The organism is Lactivibrio alcoholicus (assembly GCF_055390895.1).
The window spans coordinates 2,698,660-2,715,245 of record NZ_AP042471.1 but is presented as its reverse complement, the minus strand read 5'-3'; the positions used below and the strand labels follow the sequence as shown (position 1 = coordinate 2,715,245).

Annotated in this window: 12 protein-coding genes; 3 read left to right on the top strand and 9 right to left on the bottom strand. The window is 64.0% G+C overall.

Annotated elements, in window-relative coordinates; all coding sequences use genetic code 11:
• Nucleotides 1-40: 40 nt before the first annotated feature.
• On the bottom strand, nt 41-3,394 hold the full coding sequence (locus ACZ5IU_RS12400) for a hypothetical protein (RefSeq protein ID WP_464417772.1): 3,354 nt from the start codon (nt 3,392-3,394) through the stop codon (nt 41-43).
• The gene (gene dapF, locus ACZ5IU_RS12395) at nt 3,391-4,251 is read right to left on the bottom strand and encodes a diaminopimelate epimerase (RefSeq protein WP_464417770.1); all 861 of its coding nucleotides are present in this window, start codon (nt 4,249-4,251) and stop codon (nt 3,391-3,393) included. Before dapF ends, ACZ5IU_RS12400 begins: the two co-directional genes overlap by 4 nt.
• 233 nt (nt 4,252-4,484) lie before the next feature.
• Here dapF and ACZ5IU_RS12390 point away from each other — a divergent pair, with 233 nt between their 5' ends.
• Genes ACZ5IU_RS12390 through ACZ5IU_RS12380 form a run of 3 tightly spaced genes read left to right on the top strand, consistent with a single transcriptional unit; the run spans nt 4,485 to nt 9,006 of the window.
• The gene (locus ACZ5IU_RS12390; protein WP_464417768.1) at nt 4,485-6,944 is read left to right on the top strand and encodes a homocysteine S-methyltransferase family protein; all 2,460 of its coding nucleotides are present in this window, start codon (nt 4,485-4,487) and stop codon (nt 6,942-6,944) included.
• Nucleotides 6,941-7,825: a methylenetetrahydrofolate reductase [NAD(P)H] gene (metF, locus tag ACZ5IU_RS12385; RefSeq protein ID WP_464417766.1), complete on the top strand. Its 885-nt coding sequence runs from the start codon at nt 6,941-6,943 to the stop codon at nt 7,823-7,825. The genes ACZ5IU_RS12390 and metF overlap by 4 nt, the downstream gene beginning before the upstream one ends.
• Nucleotides 7,822-9,006, top strand: coding sequence for a hypothetical protein (locus ACZ5IU_RS12380; protein WP_464417764.1), 1,185 nt, complete (start codon nt 7,822-7,824; stop codon nt 9,004-9,006). Before metF ends, ACZ5IU_RS12380 begins: the two co-directional genes overlap by 4 nt.
• 66 nt (nt 9,007-9,072) lie before the next feature.
• Here the strand turns inward: ACZ5IU_RS12380 and ACZ5IU_RS12375 are convergent, their stop codons facing one another.
• The 7 genes from ACZ5IU_RS12375 to ACZ5IU_RS12345 form a co-directional block, all read right to left on the bottom strand.
• Nucleotides 9,073-9,780 carry an ABC transporter ATP-binding protein gene (locus tag ACZ5IU_RS12375; protein WP_464417762.1) on the bottom strand — a complete coding sequence of 236 codons (708 nt, stop codon included), beginning with the start codon at nt 9,778-9,780 and terminating at the stop codon, nt 9,073-9,075.
• Entirely contained in the window at nt 9,761-10,579 is an 819-nt protein-coding gene (locus ACZ5IU_RS12370; protein ID WP_464417760.1) for an ABC transporter ATP-binding protein, read from the bottom strand. Before ACZ5IU_RS12370 ends, ACZ5IU_RS12375 begins: the two co-directional genes overlap by 20 nt.
• An 11-nt stretch (nt 10,580-10,590) precedes the next feature.
• On the bottom strand, nt 10,591-11,439 hold the full coding sequence (locus ACZ5IU_RS12365; RefSeq protein WP_464417758.1) for a branched-chain amino acid ABC transporter permease: 849 nt from the start codon (nt 11,437-11,439) through the stop codon (nt 10,591-10,593).
• Between the two features lie 5 nt (nt 11,440-11,444).
• Nucleotides 11,445-12,317, bottom strand: coding sequence for a branched-chain amino acid ABC transporter permease (locus ACZ5IU_RS12360; protein WP_464417756.1), 873 nt, complete (start codon nt 12,315-12,317; stop codon nt 11,445-11,447).
• A 91-nt stretch (nt 12,318-12,408) separates the two neighbouring features.
• The gene (locus ACZ5IU_RS12355) at nt 12,409-13,557 is read right to left on the bottom strand and encodes an ABC transporter substrate-binding protein (protein ID WP_464421919.1); all 1,149 of its coding nucleotides are present in this window, start codon (nt 13,555-13,557) and stop codon (nt 12,409-12,411) included.
• Nucleotides 13,558-13,698: 141 nt separating this feature from the next.
• Nucleotides 13,699-14,997 carry a diaminopimelate decarboxylase gene (lysA, locus tag ACZ5IU_RS12350; RefSeq protein ID WP_464417754.1) on the bottom strand — a complete coding sequence of 433 codons (1,299 nt, stop codon included), beginning with the start codon at nt 14,995-14,997 and terminating at the stop codon, nt 13,699-13,701.
• A 352-nt stretch (nt 14,998-15,349) separates the two neighbouring features.
• Nucleotides 15,350-16,576: an aminotransferase-like domain-containing protein gene (locus ACZ5IU_RS12345; protein ID WP_464417752.1), complete on the bottom strand. Its 1,227-nt coding sequence runs from the start codon at nt 16,574-16,576 to the stop codon at nt 15,350-15,352.
• Between the last annotated feature and the right edge of the window lie 10 nt (nt 16,577-16,586).

Below are 16,586 nucleotides of genomic sequence, written 5' to 3'. Positions count from 1 at the left end.
ACAGCCCCCGGTTCGCTCCCGGGGGCTGTTTTATCGTCCGCTACTTCTTTTTCGGCGCGACGACGTCGAGAAGCGTATTCAGGAGCTTCTCCTCCGGCGACTTCGCCGGGGGCGGAGTCGGCGTCGCCTTCGCAGCCTGCGGCGCGGCACCGGGAGTCGGACTCTGAATTTCCTGTTTCGCGCCGGCGACGCTGAAGTCCGAAGCGGTGGGGGCATCGACCTTTCCGCCGACTCTGAAAGAGACGTCCCGGTAGTCGCGTTCTCCGAGGCCGCTTTTCACGCTCCCGAGCACCCCGGAAATCATCTCCGACACGTTCCCGGCCGTCCCGGCGGCGACACCGCCTCCGATGACCGCCGAAAGCAGCGCCACATTCGCCGAGGCGACGCATTTGAGATCGAGTTTGCCGGCAAACGTCACCGCTCCCTCGGCATCGAGTTTCCTGTAGATCGGATCGTTCTCCGGGGCGACGACCCGGCTTCCCTGAAGCAGCCGGATGCGGTCGCTTTCGACGACGAATGGCGCCTTTACCGAGGCGAACCTGATTCCCGGCTGCCCGGTCAGGGGGGAGAGAAGTCCGGCGAGCGGGATTCCCTCGACGAGCCCCTCTCCGGCCGCCAGTTCTCCCCTTCCCGAAAGCGACATCTTCCTGCCGTCGACGATTCCGGTCAGTGCCAGATCGAGATTGCCGCGCCCGGAAAGCATCCGCTTCTTCTCTCCGGAACCGCGGAACGCCTGAACGACCTCGCCGAGATCCACCCCGGACGCGAAGAGTTTTTTGGAGAACCGCAGCGTCCTGAGATCGAACGTCCCGTCGGCGGCGACTTTTCCTCCCGCGATCTCCGCGCGTGCCCCCTTCGTCTCGAGGATCGCCCCCGAAAGCCTCAGCGGAATGGAGACGCCCGAAACAGGAATTCCGTACAGAGTCACGGATTGCGACGAAATGGTTCCATCGCCGTTCCCTTCGATCCCCCTGAAACGCCCCGTAAAGGAGACGTCGAGCGTTCCGGACGGCTTCAGCTCCTTCGAAAGCGCGGCAAGCAGAACCGCCGCGTCGAGCTTCTTTCCCGATAGTGAAATCGTCCCGGAAGGCACCGCTCCAGGAACGAACGTCCCTTTCCCCTCGAGCCTGCCTCCTCCGGCCTCCGCCGCGAATTTCTCGATCGTCACGAGCGACGGGTTTCCGGAGACGGATACATCGGCGTTTTCCGCCGCGAATCCCGCCGCGGCGATCTTCTGCGACTTCAGCGCCGCCGTGACCTCGGGTTTCGAAAGCTTTCCGGAGACGGACACGGCGCCGTCGACCCGTCCGGAGACGGGAAGGGCGATGCCGCCGCTCTGCGCCAGAGGATGCAGGTCGGCGCCCGCCAGCCTGAACGAAAGCTTCATCTCGGGTTCCCCGCCCGCGACGCCGGGGAGTGTAACCGTCCCCCCCCCTTCGATGAGTCCCTCTCCGCTCCTCGCGTGAAGCGTCGAGATCGTCACGGTCTCCTTTTCCTTTTTGACGGACAGCGAAAGATTTTTCAGCTGAGCGGCCGACTCCGCCGAAAGCTCGATCGCAAGCGGGACGTCCCTTCCCGGAATTCCGATTCCCTTCGATGTCACAGGAAGTTCGAATCCCGTCGACGCGGAAACGCCTCCGAACGCGATTCCCTTCGCCGAAAGCGACTTCGAGCGCGCCGTCACTGACAGTCTGGGTTTCTGCGTCGTTCCGGCGATCTTCACGGTCACGTTCGCCGTTCCCTGCCCCCCCCAGGACGGGAAGTCGGGAAAGAACGACGTCACGAATCCCGCACCGACCGACGCGGAAATATTCAGGTCGAGTGTCGGCGTTCCTTTCAGATTTCCAACCGTCCCGGAACCCCCGATATCGGCCCCGCGCCAGCGTCCCTTTACGGTCCCGAGCGACAGCGCGTTTCCGTCCCAAGCAAATGAGACGCCGGGAGTCTCCACCGCCTCGCCTTCCGTCGCGAGGCGGTCGGACCAGATGGCCCCCGAGATCTTCGGAGCGTCGAGCCCTCCGGAGAAACGGAGATCCCCGTTGAGAACCCCCGCGAGTGTGCCCCATCCTGCGGGCAGAAACGAGCGGATGACCTCCGCGTTGAGGGAACGGCACGTCAGCGCCAGGTCGATCTTCGGTTTCGGCGCGTTGACCCGGAGCGTTCCTTTCGCCGTCACCGGCGCTCCTTCGAATTCGGCCTTTCCCGATATCGCGGCGGAACCGTCCTTCGCGAACTTCACGTCGACCGCGACGTCGCGCATCTTTCTTCCGAACGCCCCGAGTTCGGACGCGCGGAGGCCGACCGTCCCGCCGGGAGCAGCCGTCGTCCCCTGAACGGACACCGACACGCGTTCCATGGTTCCCGTCATGGCGGGAATCTTCGGGAAGGCCTTCGCGATCTCGGCGGCCGGGACCGGACCTCCCGTCAGATCCAGGGCGAGAGACGGAACGCCTTTGCCGAACGACATTCTGCCGCTTCCCCGCATCGGAATTCCCAGAGCCCTGACCTTCATCCCGTCAATCGAAAGAGACATTTTCGAAAACGCCCAGTGTCCCTCGGCCGACTGCACGGGGTATCCGGAAAGGAGGGACCCCGCGTACGCGAGCGTTCCCGAGAACACGGGATCGTTCCACACGCCGCGGGCCTCGACGCTCCCCGAAAGTCTGCCGTCGAACCCGTCCGGCTTCATGTCGGGCCACAGGCGGGCCAGCGAGGCGATGTCGAGATCCGAAAGCGTCCCCTTCAGACCGAGAGACGGAAGGACCGCCCCGGATGCGTCGAGCGATCCCCCGCCAATCTTCGCGGACAGCGACTCGATCGAAACGGCGCCGTCCTTCGACGGCATCGTGATACGCGACCTGAGCGACACGGAGACGCCGCGAACCGTCGCGGCCCCGTCAACTCCGACGTCGTTCTCCCCGAGCGAGACGGTTACGTCGGAAAGATCGGTGGCGAACCGGCTCGACGCGATTCTGACGTCCCGGAGACGAACCGATCGCACCGGCAGGGGACCGCTCCCGCCCGCTCCGCCGAGTCCGGCGAAAATCGGAAAAGCCCGGTCTCCGTCGATACGCCCTCTTTCGAGAATCACGGAATCGACGACGACCCGGCCGGAAAGGATCGGCGCCAGAGCGGGGCGAACGGTCAGCGCGGCCGCCGATGCGAACGTCGTTCCCTTCATTTTCAGGTCGACCGTTTCGAGAACGTATCCCCTGAACGGATTCCCCCGGATCTTTCCGATCGCGAGGTCCGCCCCGAGCGACGTCCTGACGGCGGCGGCGGCACCTCTGCGGACCGCGTCCCCGCCGAAATCGAGGCTTCCCGCAATAAGTGCCGCCCCCGCAATTCCGAGGCACGCAAAGAGCGCGTAGAGTCTTCCTTTCGAAATATTCACGATTCATTCCTCCCCATCGACCGCCGGATCGCGTCCCGCGACAGAAGCACCCCTCGCGCGACGACGACCGTCCTGCCCGTCAGCGTGGCTCGGCAGCGCTCGTTGTCGTCCGAAAACACGAGCCCGACCTCGTTCGTTCCACCGGGATTGTGTACGAATATCGGACTCTCCATTCCCTGCGTCACGGCGCACGCGATCGCTCCCGCGACACATCCGGTCCCGCACGACTCGGTAAGGTCCTCGACGCCGCGTTCGTACGTCACGGCGCGGACATCCGAAGGGGGTTCAGGGACGATGAAGTTCACGTTCGTCCCCTCCGGAAAGCGCGCCGCGTCGTTGCGGATTTCGCGCCCGATTTCCCTGAGATCGTCCCGCGAGTACCCGGCAAAGTCGTCGAGAAACACGACGCAGTGCGGGACCCCGACCTTCAGGTAGACGGACGCGCAGGGAGCGCCCCGAACCATCAGTCGGTCCCCGAACCATCCGTCCTTCAGGCAAATCTCCCCGAGATCGAGACTCACCCGTTCTCCGTTAACTCCGGCCCGGATGAGCCCGGCAAGCGTCTCGAATACCATCGATTCGGGGGCCATGCCGTTTTCGAACGCATATCGCGCGATGCAGCGCGCCCCGTTCCCGCACATTTCCCCCTCGCTCCCGTCCGCGTTGAAAATCCGCATTCGGAAATTCGCGCGCTCCGACGGCTCGATCACGAGGATTCCGTCCGCTCCGACCGACTCCTTGCGGCGGCACGCGTCGAGCGCGAGCGCCGAGAGATCCCCGGTCGAAAACGCGAGATCAGTGTTGCAGATCACGAGAAAGTCGTTTCCGTTTCCGTGCATCTTCGTAAAAGGGATCATGGCGATCCTCCCTTCGATGAATCGTCTCCCGATCCTCCGGTCATCCGAAAGATCCTCCCGCTCCCTCAATATCCGGGAAGGGGCTCCGGAATGCATCATACGCATGGGGCTTCGACGGCGTCAAGGGACGGACCCTCCGGCTTCCCTTGTTGCTTCCGGACTATTCCTGTATAATCGCCGCCAATATCCGAAATTTCTCCGTCGCCCGCATGGCCGGAACGAGGTGGTTTCCCGTGAATCGCGCTGAGCTCGCCGATTGGATCCGAAGTCGCGGAACGGCCCGCATTCTCGACGGCAGTATGGGGGTCCTGCTCTCGGAGCGGGGCTGGCGTCCCCCGATGCTGCCGGAAGAAATGAACACGGAACGTCCCGACGTCGTCCGGGGCGTCTATCGGGACTACGTCGCCGCCGGAGCCGAGATCATCGAAACGAATACGTTCGGTGCCTCTCCGCGCAAGCTGGGACACCGGCGTCTCGAGTCGCTGGCACGGGAGATCAATGCCGTATCCGCGCGGATGGCCCGCGAGGAAGCGGACGGTCGCGCGCTCGTCGCGGGATCGGTCGGACCGCTCGGAGAACTTCTCGCGCCGTTCGGTCCCCTCTCGTTCGACGAGGCCCGGGATGCGTTCGCCGTTCAGATCGGGGGGCTTCTCGACGGCGGGGCGGATTTCATCCTGATCGAGACGATGATCGACCTCCGGGAAGCCCAGGCGGCGGTCCAGGCTCTGAAAGCCGTCGATCCGGACGATTCGGTCGCGTTCGTCGTCAGCCTGACGTTCGAGCACAGGGGACGCACCGTCACGGGAACGCCGCCCGAGGTCGCGGCCCATTGGGCGAGGCGGGTCGGAGCGGCCGGGATCGGCGCGAACTGCGGCGTCGGCCCGGACGCCTATATCCCCGTCGTCGAAACGCTCGCGGCGCATTCGGGGATCCCGGTGTTCGTCTACGCGAACGGCGGGCTCCCGGGAGAGGGGACGTGGACGCCCGAACGCTTCGCCGAATCGTGCGTCCGCCTCGCGCGTTCGGGCGCGTCGGTGATCGGCGGATGTTGCCGGACGACCCCCGAACACATCCACGTTCTGAAGGAACGGCTCTCCCGGGAACGACTTTCCGTTCCTGTCACCCCGAACCTGACGCCGCTCGCGAGCCGGAGCAGACTCGTCGGAGCGGGGCCCGGGCATCCGTTTCTCGTCGTGGGCGAACGGATCAACGTCTCGCGGAAATCTCCCATCCGGGACGACGCCGCGCGATTCAGCTGGTCATCCGCGCGCGAGGAGGCACGGCTTCAGGCAGAAGCCGGCGCCGGGGCCATCGACGTCAACGTCGGACTTCCCCAGATCGACCGCGTGCGCGCGATGCGGGAATGCGCGGAAGCGGTCTCGCAGGCGACGGACCTGCCTCTTTCGCTCGACAGCGATAATATGGACGTCATTCTCGCGGGGCTCCGCGAAGCGGTCGGAATCCCCATCCTGAACTCCGTCACGGCGAAGCGCGATTCGCTCGAACGTGCTCTCCGCCTCGTCCGGCAATGGGGAGCGAATCTCGTGGTTCTCACGATCGACGAGAACGGAGTCCCATCCACGACCGAAGAGCGCGTCTCGATCGCACGACGGATCGTCGCCGAAGCGGACCGTCTCGGAGTCCCGAGAAGCGCGCTTTTCGTCGACTGCCTCTGCATGGCGGCCGGCGCCGACCAGAAGGCTCCGCGCGATACCCTCGACGCGATCCGTTCCGTGTCCGCCCTCGGAGTCCGGACGATTCTCGGCGTAAGCAACATTTCGCACGGAATGCCCGTCCGAGCCCTCCTGAACCGGACGTTCCTCGCAATGGCCATGGCGTCGGGACTCGACGCCGCCATCGTGAACCCTCTCGACGCTCCGCTCCGCGCGACGATCCGTGCGGCCGAACTTCTCTCGGGACGCGACCCCGGCGCGCAGCGCTACCTTTCGGACGCCGCGACGCTGACCGATATCGAGTCGTCGGCGACCCAGGCGCCACGACCGTCCGCCGCTTCCGGCGCGGGAGGGAAGACTGCCTGCGGCGCGGTTCCGGAGTTCTCCCCTCTCGCCGACGCGATTATCCGGGGTGACTGCGAGGCCGCCCTGAGCGCCGCCGAGAGTCTTCTCTCGTCGGGGACCGAACCGCTCGGAACCGTCAACGGCGGCGTCATCCCCGCGCTCGACGCGGTCGGCAGACTCTACGACGACGGACGCTATTTCCTTCCGCAGCTCATCGCATCCGCCCATGCGGCGCAACGCGTCTGCGACGCGGCGCTCGCCCGTCTCGAATCCGCCGGGACGGTCGTCTGCCGGGGCAGGATTCTCCTCGCGACCGTCGAGGGAGACCTTCACGACCTCGGCAAGAACGTCGTCGGAACGATTCTCAGAAGCCACGGCTACGCCGTCACGGACCTCGGAAAGGACGTCCCGACTGAGAGGCTCCTTTCGGCCGTGGAACGCGAACGACCGGACGTCGTCGGCCTCTCGGCGCTCATGACGTCGACAATGGAGGAGATGGAACGGGCCACATCCCTGCTGAAGAGACGGTTTCCCGGCATCCGCGTGATGGTCGGAGGGGCCTCCGTGAACGCGACGTTCGCGGATCGCATCGGCGCCGACGGCTACGCCCCCGACGCCGTCGCCTCGGTTCGTCTCGTCACGCGACTCCTGCATGGATCGGAGGCCCCGCGATGACGCTCATCCGGGACATCCTCAATGCGAAGCGCCCGACATTTTCGTTCGAGATCTTTCCCCCGAAGCCGGAATCACCGCTCGAGACAGTATACGAGACCGTCGCCGCCCTCAGGATCCTCAGGCCGGATTTCATCAGCGTCACGTACGGAGCGGCGGGGAGCAGCAGGAACAAAACCGTCGATATCGCCTCGCTCGTCCGGAACCGCTGGGGGCAGGTCGCGCTCGCGCACCTCACCTGCATCGGCTCGACGCGGTCGGAGGTGATGGAAGTCCTCGAGGAACTCGATCAGGAGAACGTCTCGAACGTTCTCGCTCTCAGGGGCGATCCGCGCGACGCAGAGGAACGCTCCGACTTCCGCCATGCGCTCGACCTCATCCGCCAGATCCGGGCGGGGCAGTTCGGCGATTTCTGCGTCGGCGCAGCGGCTTACCCGGAAGGGCATGTCGAGTGCGATTCCCTCGACGAGGACATACGACACCTCAGGATGAAGGTTGACGCCGGAGTCGATTTTCTCGTCACGCAGCTCTTTTTCGACAACGAGATCTTCTATCGGTTCATGGATCTCGCGGGACGCGCGGGCATCGACGTCCCGGTCGTCGCCGGAATCATGCCGGTCCTGAACGCGCGCCAGATCGGACGGGTCGTGTCGCTGTGCGGCGCGTCGATCCCCCCGAAATTCGCGCGCATCATGCGGCGCTACGAACACGCCCCCGACGCGCTGCGCGAGGCCGGAATCGCCTACGCGACCGAGCAGATCGTCGATCTCGTCTCCTGGGGCGCCGCCGGAATCCACCTGTACACGATGAACCGGCCCGATATCGCCGAACGCATCATGAAAAACATCGGGGCCGTCCGGGCCAGCGTCGTAACCAGGGAATGAACGTCCTTCTCGTCGAGCCCGGATATCCGACGCACTATCCGCCTCTCGGACTCCTGAAGATCGGAAGGTTCCACCGCGATCGCGGGCACCGAGTCCGGTTCGTGAGAGGCCGCTCCGAAGAGGCGGCTTCCTTCGGGTGGGACCGGATCTACGTCGCCTGCGTCTTTACGTATCACTGGAACGAGGTCGTCCGGACGCTCAGATTTTACGCACCACACACGGTCAAGCAGCCGGAGGAGGCGCTTTTCGTCGGAGGCGTCCTCGCGACGCTCATGGCGGACGACCTCCGGAAAGCCGTTCCGTGCCGCCCTGTTTCCGGAACGATCCGGAGCGCGAGACTTCTCGGGCTCGACGACGACACGGACGTCGACTCGCTCCTTCCCGACTACGACCTCATCCGGGAATACGCGCCGTCGTACGTCGTCGCCCGCGCAGCGCTCGCGACGGCGACGCGCGGGTGCTCAAACCGCTGTCCGTTCTGCACCGTGTCGCGGATCGAACCGGACTGTCGGGAACACATCCCGATCGGTGAGCAGGTCCACGATCTCGAGCGATCGCTCGGCCCCAGACGCGACCTCCTCATGCTCGACAACAACGTCCTCGCCTCGCGCTTCCTGCCGCGGATCGTCATGGACATCGCGGAGCTCGGATTCTTCGCGGGAGCGACATGGCCGCAGGGAAGGCGACGCGTCCCGAGACGGGTCGATTTCACGCAGGGGTTCGAGACGACATTCGCCGCCGCGCCGGAAAACCGACACCTGATCGATCTCTTCGCGCTTCTTCCCGTTCACCCCGTCAGGATCGCCTTCGACGCGTGGAACGAACGCGACGACTATCGGAAGGCCCTCGAAGCTTTCGCGGAGAGGGGCTTCCGGACATTCGAGACCTTCCTCCTCTACGATTTTCGGGACACTCCCGCAGAGCTCTACCGCAGGATCTCCTTCGCGTCCCGAATCGCGGAGCGCCTCGGCGCGACGCTCTCGCTGCACCCGATCCGCTATATCGCGCCGGGTCAGAAGAGCCGCCGCGCGCGCCGAGGAAACGCGTGGAACGGCAAAACGCTCGCGATGGTCCGCCGGATGGCGTCGGGCGCGATCCGGACACGAAGCGCCATCGAAGAACGATTCGGAGCGACCGAAGAGGCGTTTCTCCACTCGCTCGAAACCCGACCGGAAAAATAAAAAGGGGACCCGCAACGCCTCGCGGGTCCCCTTCAGTTCCATGCGCCGGCAAACGAACCGAACGGATCAACCGCCCAGATAGACCTTGCGGATCTCGGGATCGTCCGCGAGCTCCCGTCCGCTTCCGCTCTTCACGATCCGACCCGTCTCGAGGATATACCCGCGGTCGCTGATCTCGAGCGCCTGAGCGGCGTTCTGTTCGACGAGAAGGACCGTCATCCCCTCGAGGCGGATCTTCAGGATCGTCTCCATCAATGTATCCACAAGCATCGGCGCCAGTCCGAGCGACGGCTCGTCGAGCAGAAGCACGCGCGGGCTGCTCATGAGCGCCCGCGAGATCGCAAGCATCTGCTGTTCGCCTCCCGAAAGCGTTCCCGCGCGCTGCGAAAGTCGCTGTTTGAGCACGGGAAAGAGCGAAAAGCAGCGCTCCGTGTCGCGTTCGATTCCGTCCGTGTCCCGACGGTTGTAGGCTCCCATCGTGAGATTCTCCTTCACGGAGAGCGCCGCGAAGAGACGCCGCCGTTCGGGGACGAGCGCCACGCCGCGCTCGACGACAACGTGCGGCTGGTCGGGAAGCGGCGCGCCGTCGAGAAGGATCGCTCCCTCGGACGGAGGAACGACGCGCGCGAGCGTCCACATGATCGTGGATTTTCCGGCGCCGTTCGACCCGACGATCGACACGATCTCGCCGGAGTCGACTCCGAACGAGACCCCCTGAACGGCATGAATCGTGCCGTAATGGACGTGCAGGTTCTCAACGACAAGCGCCGGCATGGCTCTCCTCCCCTTCCGCGGCGGTTCGTTCCCGCTTCTTCTTCCCGAGATACGCCCGGATCACGCGTTCGTCCGTCCGGATCTCGTCCGGACGCCCCTGCGCGAGCAACGCGCCGAAATTCATGACGACGACGGAGGAGCAGATGTTCATGACGAGGTCCATATGATGTTCGATGAGAAGGATCGACACGCCGAATTCGTCGTGAACCCTGACGATCAGGTCGGCGAGCGAACGCGTCTCCTCCGGGTTCATGCCCGCCGCGGGTTCGTCGAGAAGCAGCAGCTTCGGTTCCGCCGCCAGCGCCCGCGCGATCTCGAGCTTCCGCTGGAGGCCATACGGCAGCGTCGAAGCCCTCGCATCCGCGTACGCCTCGATGCCCATCGCGGCGAGGAGGCGCATGGCTTTTTCTCGCGTCTCGCGCTCGACGCTGCGCGCACGAGGCATCCGCAAGAGCGCGGAGAAAAGAGGGCACTCCGCGCGCTGCAGAAGAGGCGTCATGACGTTCTCGATGCAGGTCTGCCGGTTGAAAAGACGGATGTTCTGGAAGGTCCGCGCAATCCCGAGAGCGACGATCCTGTCGGGGCGTTTTCCCACGGCCGACACGCCTTCGAGCCGGATGTCGCCGGTTGTCGGGCGATAGACGCCCGTGATCAGATTGAAGACCGTCGTCTTCCCGGCTCCGTTCGGACCGATGATCCCCGTGATGCCGCCTTCGCGCACCCGAAACGTGAGTGAGTCCACCGCGCGGATGCCACCAAAGTCCTTCGTGAGGGACTCGATTTCAAGGAGTCCGGTCATCGTCCCATCCCTCATTTCGCCGAAACCTTCCGGCGGAACAGATCCGGCAATTCCTGATATCCCATGATCCCCTGCGGACGGTAGATCATTATCAGGACCAGCATGAGGCCGTAGGCGACGAGCCGCCACATGTTGGCGACCCGGAGCGCCTCGGGCAACACGATGAACAGGAATGACGCGATAAGCGGCCCCGTCACGCTTCCCATCCCTCCGGCGATCACGGCGGCGAGCAGCTGCGTCGACTGCACGAGCGTAAACATCACTGGCTGGATGAACGAGAGGAAGTGAGCCAGAAGCCCTCCGGAGAGGCCGCACAGAAACGCGCTCAGAACGAGCGACAGAAGCCGGGTCCGAAACAGGTCGATCCCTGCCATTTCGGCCGCGACGGGGTCTTCGCGGATCGCGATGCATGCGGCGCCGTAGCGGGAGCGGAGGAAGTTTCGCGTGATCCAGACGGAGAAGGCGAGACACGCAAGGACGATCGGCAGCGTCGTAAACTGATCGATTCCCGGCAATCCTCTCGCGCCGTTCGTGATGTCGAGGTTCTCGAGAATCACGCGAAGCGCTTCTCCGAAACCGAGGATCGCGATCGCGAAATAGTCGCTCCGGAGCTTCGCGCGCAATGTCGGAATTCCGATGACGAGGCTCACGAGCGCCGCGGCGACCGAACCGGCGGCGAGAGCCGCAAAGAACGGCACATAGTAATAGTACGTCAGGATTGCGGAGGCGTAGGCGCCGACGCCGACGAAGGCCGCATGGCCGAACGAGAAGAGTCCCGTGAACCCGGTGAAGACCGCGAGGCCGAGAACGGCAACCATATTGATGGCCGCCAGCGTGACAACCGAAAGAATGTAATCCATCTCCGCTACACCTTCTCTTCCGTATCCGAGCCGAACAGGCCGTTCGGCATCCAGACGAGGAGCGCTATCAACAGCGTGAAGCTGAAAACGTCGCGCATCACGCTCGAGACGTACGTCGAGACGAACGTCTCGACCACGCCGAGGATCAACCCGCCGAGCAACGCGCCCGGCAGACTCCCGAGGCCTCCGATGACCGCCGCGATATAGGCCTTGTTCGTGACCCAGCCCATTGTCGGATACACGAGATACTTGACGCCCAGAAAGACGCCCGCGACCCCGGCAAACGCCCCGGCGAGCAGGAAAACCACCATGATCAGACGGTCGACATCGACGCCCATGAGCGAACACATCGTCATATCGCAGACACCGGCGCGGATCGCGATGCCCGTCTTCGTGTACGTCACGAACAGATGAAGCGCCAGGATGGCAAGAAAAGCGACGACGAAAGCGGAAAGATCCAGCAGGCTGAGCGAGCTGCCCCCGAACTGAACGACCTGCCTCGAGAAAAACTCGGGGAAGGCATAAAACCGGGATCCTATCGTGGCGTATACGAGGTTTTCGAGGAACACGGAACATCCCATCGCACTGATCATGAGGTAGAGTGACGGCGCCTTGCGGCGACGGAGGACCGAATAGGCCAGACGTTCGTTCGTCACGGCCAGAATCCCGCCCCCGACGATCGCGCCGACAAGAACGAGCCCGATCCCGAGGTGGAGCTTGGTCGCGAGAGCCAGTCCAAGATAGGCGCCGAGCATGATCACCGCCCCGTGCGCGAAGTTGCTGAAGCTGAGAACGCTGAAGACCAGCGAATACCCGACGGCCATCAGCGCGTAGATGCCGCCTATTGATAACCCGGTTACGAGGGTTTGCAGAAACACCCGCCACAGTCCTTTCAAAAATGAGTCCCGGACGCGGGCTCCCCGCGGGAGAGCGGGCGCGTCGCGTCCGGGCGCCGGAAAACCCGAAAAGTTATTCCACGGACACGTATTTCTTGACGAACTGGAACGTCTTGGTTTTCACATCGACCTTCTGAATGACGGCCGGCTTGTTGAAGGGGTTATGGTCTGCGGCGCTGATGGTCAGCGGGCCGCTGGTGACCTTCAGGTCCTTGATCGTCTCCATCGCCTTCGCAATCTTTTCCCCCTCGACGGAGTTCGCGCGTTTGATCGAATCGACGATCATGAGAAGCGCGTCCTGCGCCATGACTGGATTTGGCAGGACGGGATCCTCGTTGAACGCAGCCTTGTATTCCGCGACGAAATCCTTGATATCCGGGTCCGCAAGGTCAGCGAGGTTCACGAAATATCCCCCGTCGATCGCACTGCCGCCGAGGTCTATCAGGTCCGGGCTCCCCCAGTTGTCGGTTCCGAGCAGGACCGCGGTGATACCGAGGTCCCGGGCCTGCTTGGCCGCCATCGCGGCCTCCTTCTGGCTCGTCGGGATGAAGATGACGTCGGGCTTGAGCTCCTTCATCTTTCCGAGCTGGGCGCGGTAGTCGAGCTCCTCGCTCCGAAACGCTTCCTTCGCGACGATCTTGCCGCCCTTCGCCACGAAGGCCTCCTCGAAGTACTTCGAGAGCCACTGGCCGTAGTCCGAACCGACGTCGTAGAGAATCGCCCCGGTCTTCGCCTTGAGGTCCGTGACCGCGAAGCGCGCCGCGACGGTTCCCTGGAAGGGATCGATGAAGCAGGGGCGGAACGCGAACGGACGGACCTTTCCGCTGCGCTGGTCGATCGTCACGTACGGATTCGTCGCGGTGGTCACGACCATCGGGACCTTCGCCTTTTCGAGAACGGGCGCCGTCGCGATCGAGTTGCCGCTCTGTGCCGGCCCGATCACGGCGACGACGCCGTCGCTCACGAGGCGCTTCGCGACGTTCACGGCCTCGACCGCGTCGTTGCGGTTATCGTAGCGGACGACTTCGATCTTTTTGCCGAGGACTCCCCCCGCGTCGTTGATCTTCTTCACGAGCATGTCGATCGCCCGGGCCTCCGACTGCCCCCACATGGACGCTCCGCCCGTCAGCGAAACCGTATGCCCGATGCGGACGACATCCGCGGCCACGGCCGCTCCACCGAGACACAGAACCAGAACCGCAGCAACGAGAACCCGAATCATACTCCGCACACAACAACTCCCCTTTCCGGATCCGTATGTGGTACTTTTGAATTCCCCCGCGAGACGCGGAGGAAAACCGCGCGAACCGCCGCCCGGGAATGACCTTTTTTCCGTTTTCCCCTCCGACCACCTCCGCATTCGTCAGGCATTCCGGGCGAGGTGCTCCGGAACCGATTGTCCCCGGATCAGGTCGTCGTACGTCTGCCGTCTCACGACGACCTCCGCGGTCCCGTCGCGCACGAAGACGACCGCGGGACGCGGGGTCATGTTATAGTTGTTCGCCATCGAAAAGGTGTAGGCGCCGGTGTTCAGCATCGCGAGGATGTCGCCCGGCCCCGTCTCGGGGAGATCGACGCCCTCGGCCAGAATGTCTCCGGTCTCGCAGCACTTCCCGACGATGGAGACCTTCCCCGCCGCAGGTGCGTCGGCCCGCTCCGCCAGGAGCGCCGAATACTTCGCGCCGTAGAGCGCCGGACGCGGGTTGTCGGTCATGCCGCCGTCGACGCCGACGTGCGTCACGATGCCGGGGATCCTCTTGACCGTCGTCACGCCGTACAGCGTGATGCCCGCCTCCGAGATCAGCCATCGCCCCGGTTCGATGATCACCTTCGGTCGTTTGACGCCGTATTCGGCGCACCGCGCCGTGATCCGTTCCATCAGCGGGTCGGTGAACGTCCCGATCGCGGGAGTCCGCTCGCCCGGCAGCGACGCGACACCGAAGCCCCCTCCGACGTTGAGTTCTTCCGTCTCGAAGCCGTACAGCTTCCGGAGTTCGCTCATGTGCTCGAGGAGGATGTCGACCGCGAGGAGATGCGACGTATTCTCGTAGATCTGCGACCCGACGTGGAAGTGAAAACCGTGGAGCCTGAGATCCTTCGCACCCCCGCAGAGTTCGACGCACCGTTCGAGGCTGTCTCCGATCAGCGGAACGCCGAACTTCGACCCCGTGTGTCCCGTGATCACGTACCGGTGCGTGTGCGCGTCCACTCCCGGAGCGACGCGAATCAGGATATCGGCCGAGCGTCCCTTCATCGCCGCAATATCGCGAAGCTGTTCGAGTTCCATGACGCCGTCGACGACGATCCGTCCGACCCTCGCGTCAAGCGCGTATTCAAGCTCGGCGCGGGTCTTGCTGTTTCCATGGAAGTAACCCCGTTCCATCGGGAATCCCGCCGCCGAGGCGGCGTGGATCTCGCCGCCGGAAACCATGTCGAGCCCGAGTCCCTCCGACGCGACGAGCGCGCACATGGCGAGCGGAAGGAAGGCTTTTCCCGCGTAGACCGCCTGCGTGTTGTCCCATTTCTCGAGAAATCCGCTCCGGATCCTCGATATCCGTTCCCGAACCATACCTTCGTCGATCACGTACAGGGGAGTCCCGAAACGCCTCGCGAGTTCCGCAGCATCGCAGCCGCCCCAGATCAGCCGTCCGTCCCGAATCATTCTCGTCCCTCCAGAATACAAAAAGGCCCGTCCCACAAGGGACGGGCCTGAACCCGCGGTACCACCCAACTTGAGCGCGCATGCGCCCCGCTCGGATCCTATGACGGGGATCCCGACCGTGAACGTACTCCGCGCCGCAACGCGGGCTTTCCGTTCAGGCTCCGCGGATTTTTCGCCTCCGGGCGTCGCCAGGGGATCCTTCCAGCCGGTGAGATCCCTTCTCTGATGGCGACATTGTCCGAAAGCACTCCGCTTCATCGCTTTTTCCCTGTGAAATTATGCGGATTATACAGGAGGCCGGGGGATGCGTCAACGAACCGTTCCCCGAATTTTACAACCGTCTTTCTTTCCGTCATTCGGAACGCACGCGCCCCTCACCCGCATGGTATCGTTCGAGCGCGCGCGCGAAACGACCTGCACCTTCCCATGACTGTTCCGGGGAGACCGTCGCGAACGAGAAGCGGAGGAACGTCGTTCCATCTCCGGGCCTGACGTGGAAGATCGAACCGGGAATGACGCCGACGCGCTCCTCTTCGGCCGCGAACCTCGAGAATTCGAGCGAGTCGATACCCTCGGCGCTCCCCCAGATAAAGAACCCTCCTTTCGGGAACGGAAAAGAGAAGCCGCAGTTGTCCGTGAACCTCGCGAGGGCGTCGGAGAGCGCGTTCCGCCGCTCCGAATAAACCTGGCGCAACCGTTCGAGGTGTGTGGCAAAGCTCGGTCCCGAGACGACGGAGAAAACGGCTCTCTGGAGAAATGTCGGAAGTCCGATCTCGAACGTCAGACGCAACATCGCGACCTTCGGGACGAGTCGTTCGGGGAGGATGACCCATCCGCACCGGATTCCCGGGACGACGGTCTTCGAAAAGCTCCCGAGCGAGATGATGCGGTCTCCGTCTCCGGCGACGGCGGCGTAGGGAGGGTCCGGCATCTCGTCGTACCAGAGGAAGCGATACGGATCGTCCTCGAGCAGAAGCGTGCCGTGACGACGAAGGATGTCGAGAATCTCTCGCTTCCGGCCGAGCGTCGTGCTTCGTCCGCTCGGGTTCTGGAAGGTCGGAATCGTGTAGAAGAACGATGCCCTCCGGGTCGAAAGGATGCGTTCGAGCGCCTCCGGATCGGGGCCGTCGTCGTCGAACGGAACCGTCAGGAGTTCCGCTCCTTCGCGGGAAAACGCGAGCAGGGCTTCGGGATAGGTCGGATCTTCGACGATCACGGCGTTGCCGGGAGAGATGAAGAGATCGGCGGCGATGCTGAGCCCCTCCTGCGAGCCCGTCGTGAGAACGATGTTTCGCTCTGTCACGCTCTCCGGGACAACGCACTGTGCCTTGAGCCACCACGCGAGCCATTCGCGGAGCTTTGCGTCGCCGAGGGAATCGGGGTATGCCAGGAGTTCCGGCGCGTCGTGGAGTGTCTTGTCGATCGCGCCGCGAAGCGCGTCGACGGGATAGAGATCCCCCGACGGCTGGCCGGCGGTGAAAGAGACGACTCCGGGTTTGGACGCGCGTTGCATCATCTCCTGGATAACCGACGGAAAAAGACGATGCGCCTTCGCGTTCAGGTATCCTTCCCACTCCATGAACCTCGCA

Bases quoted from the DNA above. Each gene is read 5' to 3' on its own strand.
- lysA (WP_464417754.1), bottom strand. From the start codon at position 14,997: ATGATTCGGGACGGACGGCTGATCTGGGGCGGCTGCGATGCTGCGGAA.
- ACZ5IU_RS12375 (WP_464417762.1), bottom strand. From the start codon at position 9,780: ATGCCGGCGCTTGTCGTTGAGAACCTGCACGTCCATTACGGCACGATT.
- ACZ5IU_RS12355 (WP_464421919.1), bottom strand. From the start codon at position 13,557: ATGATTCGGGTTCTCGTTGCTGCGGTTCTGGTTCTGTGTCTCGGTGGA.
- ACZ5IU_RS12365 (WP_464417758.1), bottom strand. From the start codon at position 11,439: ATGGATTACATTCTTTCGGTTGTCACGCTGGCGGCCATCAATATGGTT.
- ACZ5IU_RS12370 (WP_464417760.1), bottom strand. From the start codon at position 10,579: ATGACCGGACTCCTTGAAATCGAGTCCCTCACGAAGGACTTTGGTGGC.
- ACZ5IU_RS12345 (WP_464417752.1), bottom strand. From the start codon at position 16,576: ATGGAGTGGGAAGGATACCTGAACGCGAAGGCGCATCGTCTTTTTCCG.
- dapF (WP_464417770.1), bottom strand. From the start codon at position 4,251: ATGATCCCTTTTACGAAGATGCACGGAAACGGAAACGACTTTCTCGTG.
- ACZ5IU_RS12380 (WP_464417764.1), top strand. From the start codon at position 7,822: ATGAACGTCCTTCTCGTCGAGCCCGGATATCCGACGCACTATCCGCCT.
- metF (WP_464417766.1), top strand. From the start codon at position 6,941: ATGACGCTCATCCGGGACATCCTCAATGCGAAGCGCCCGACATTTTCG.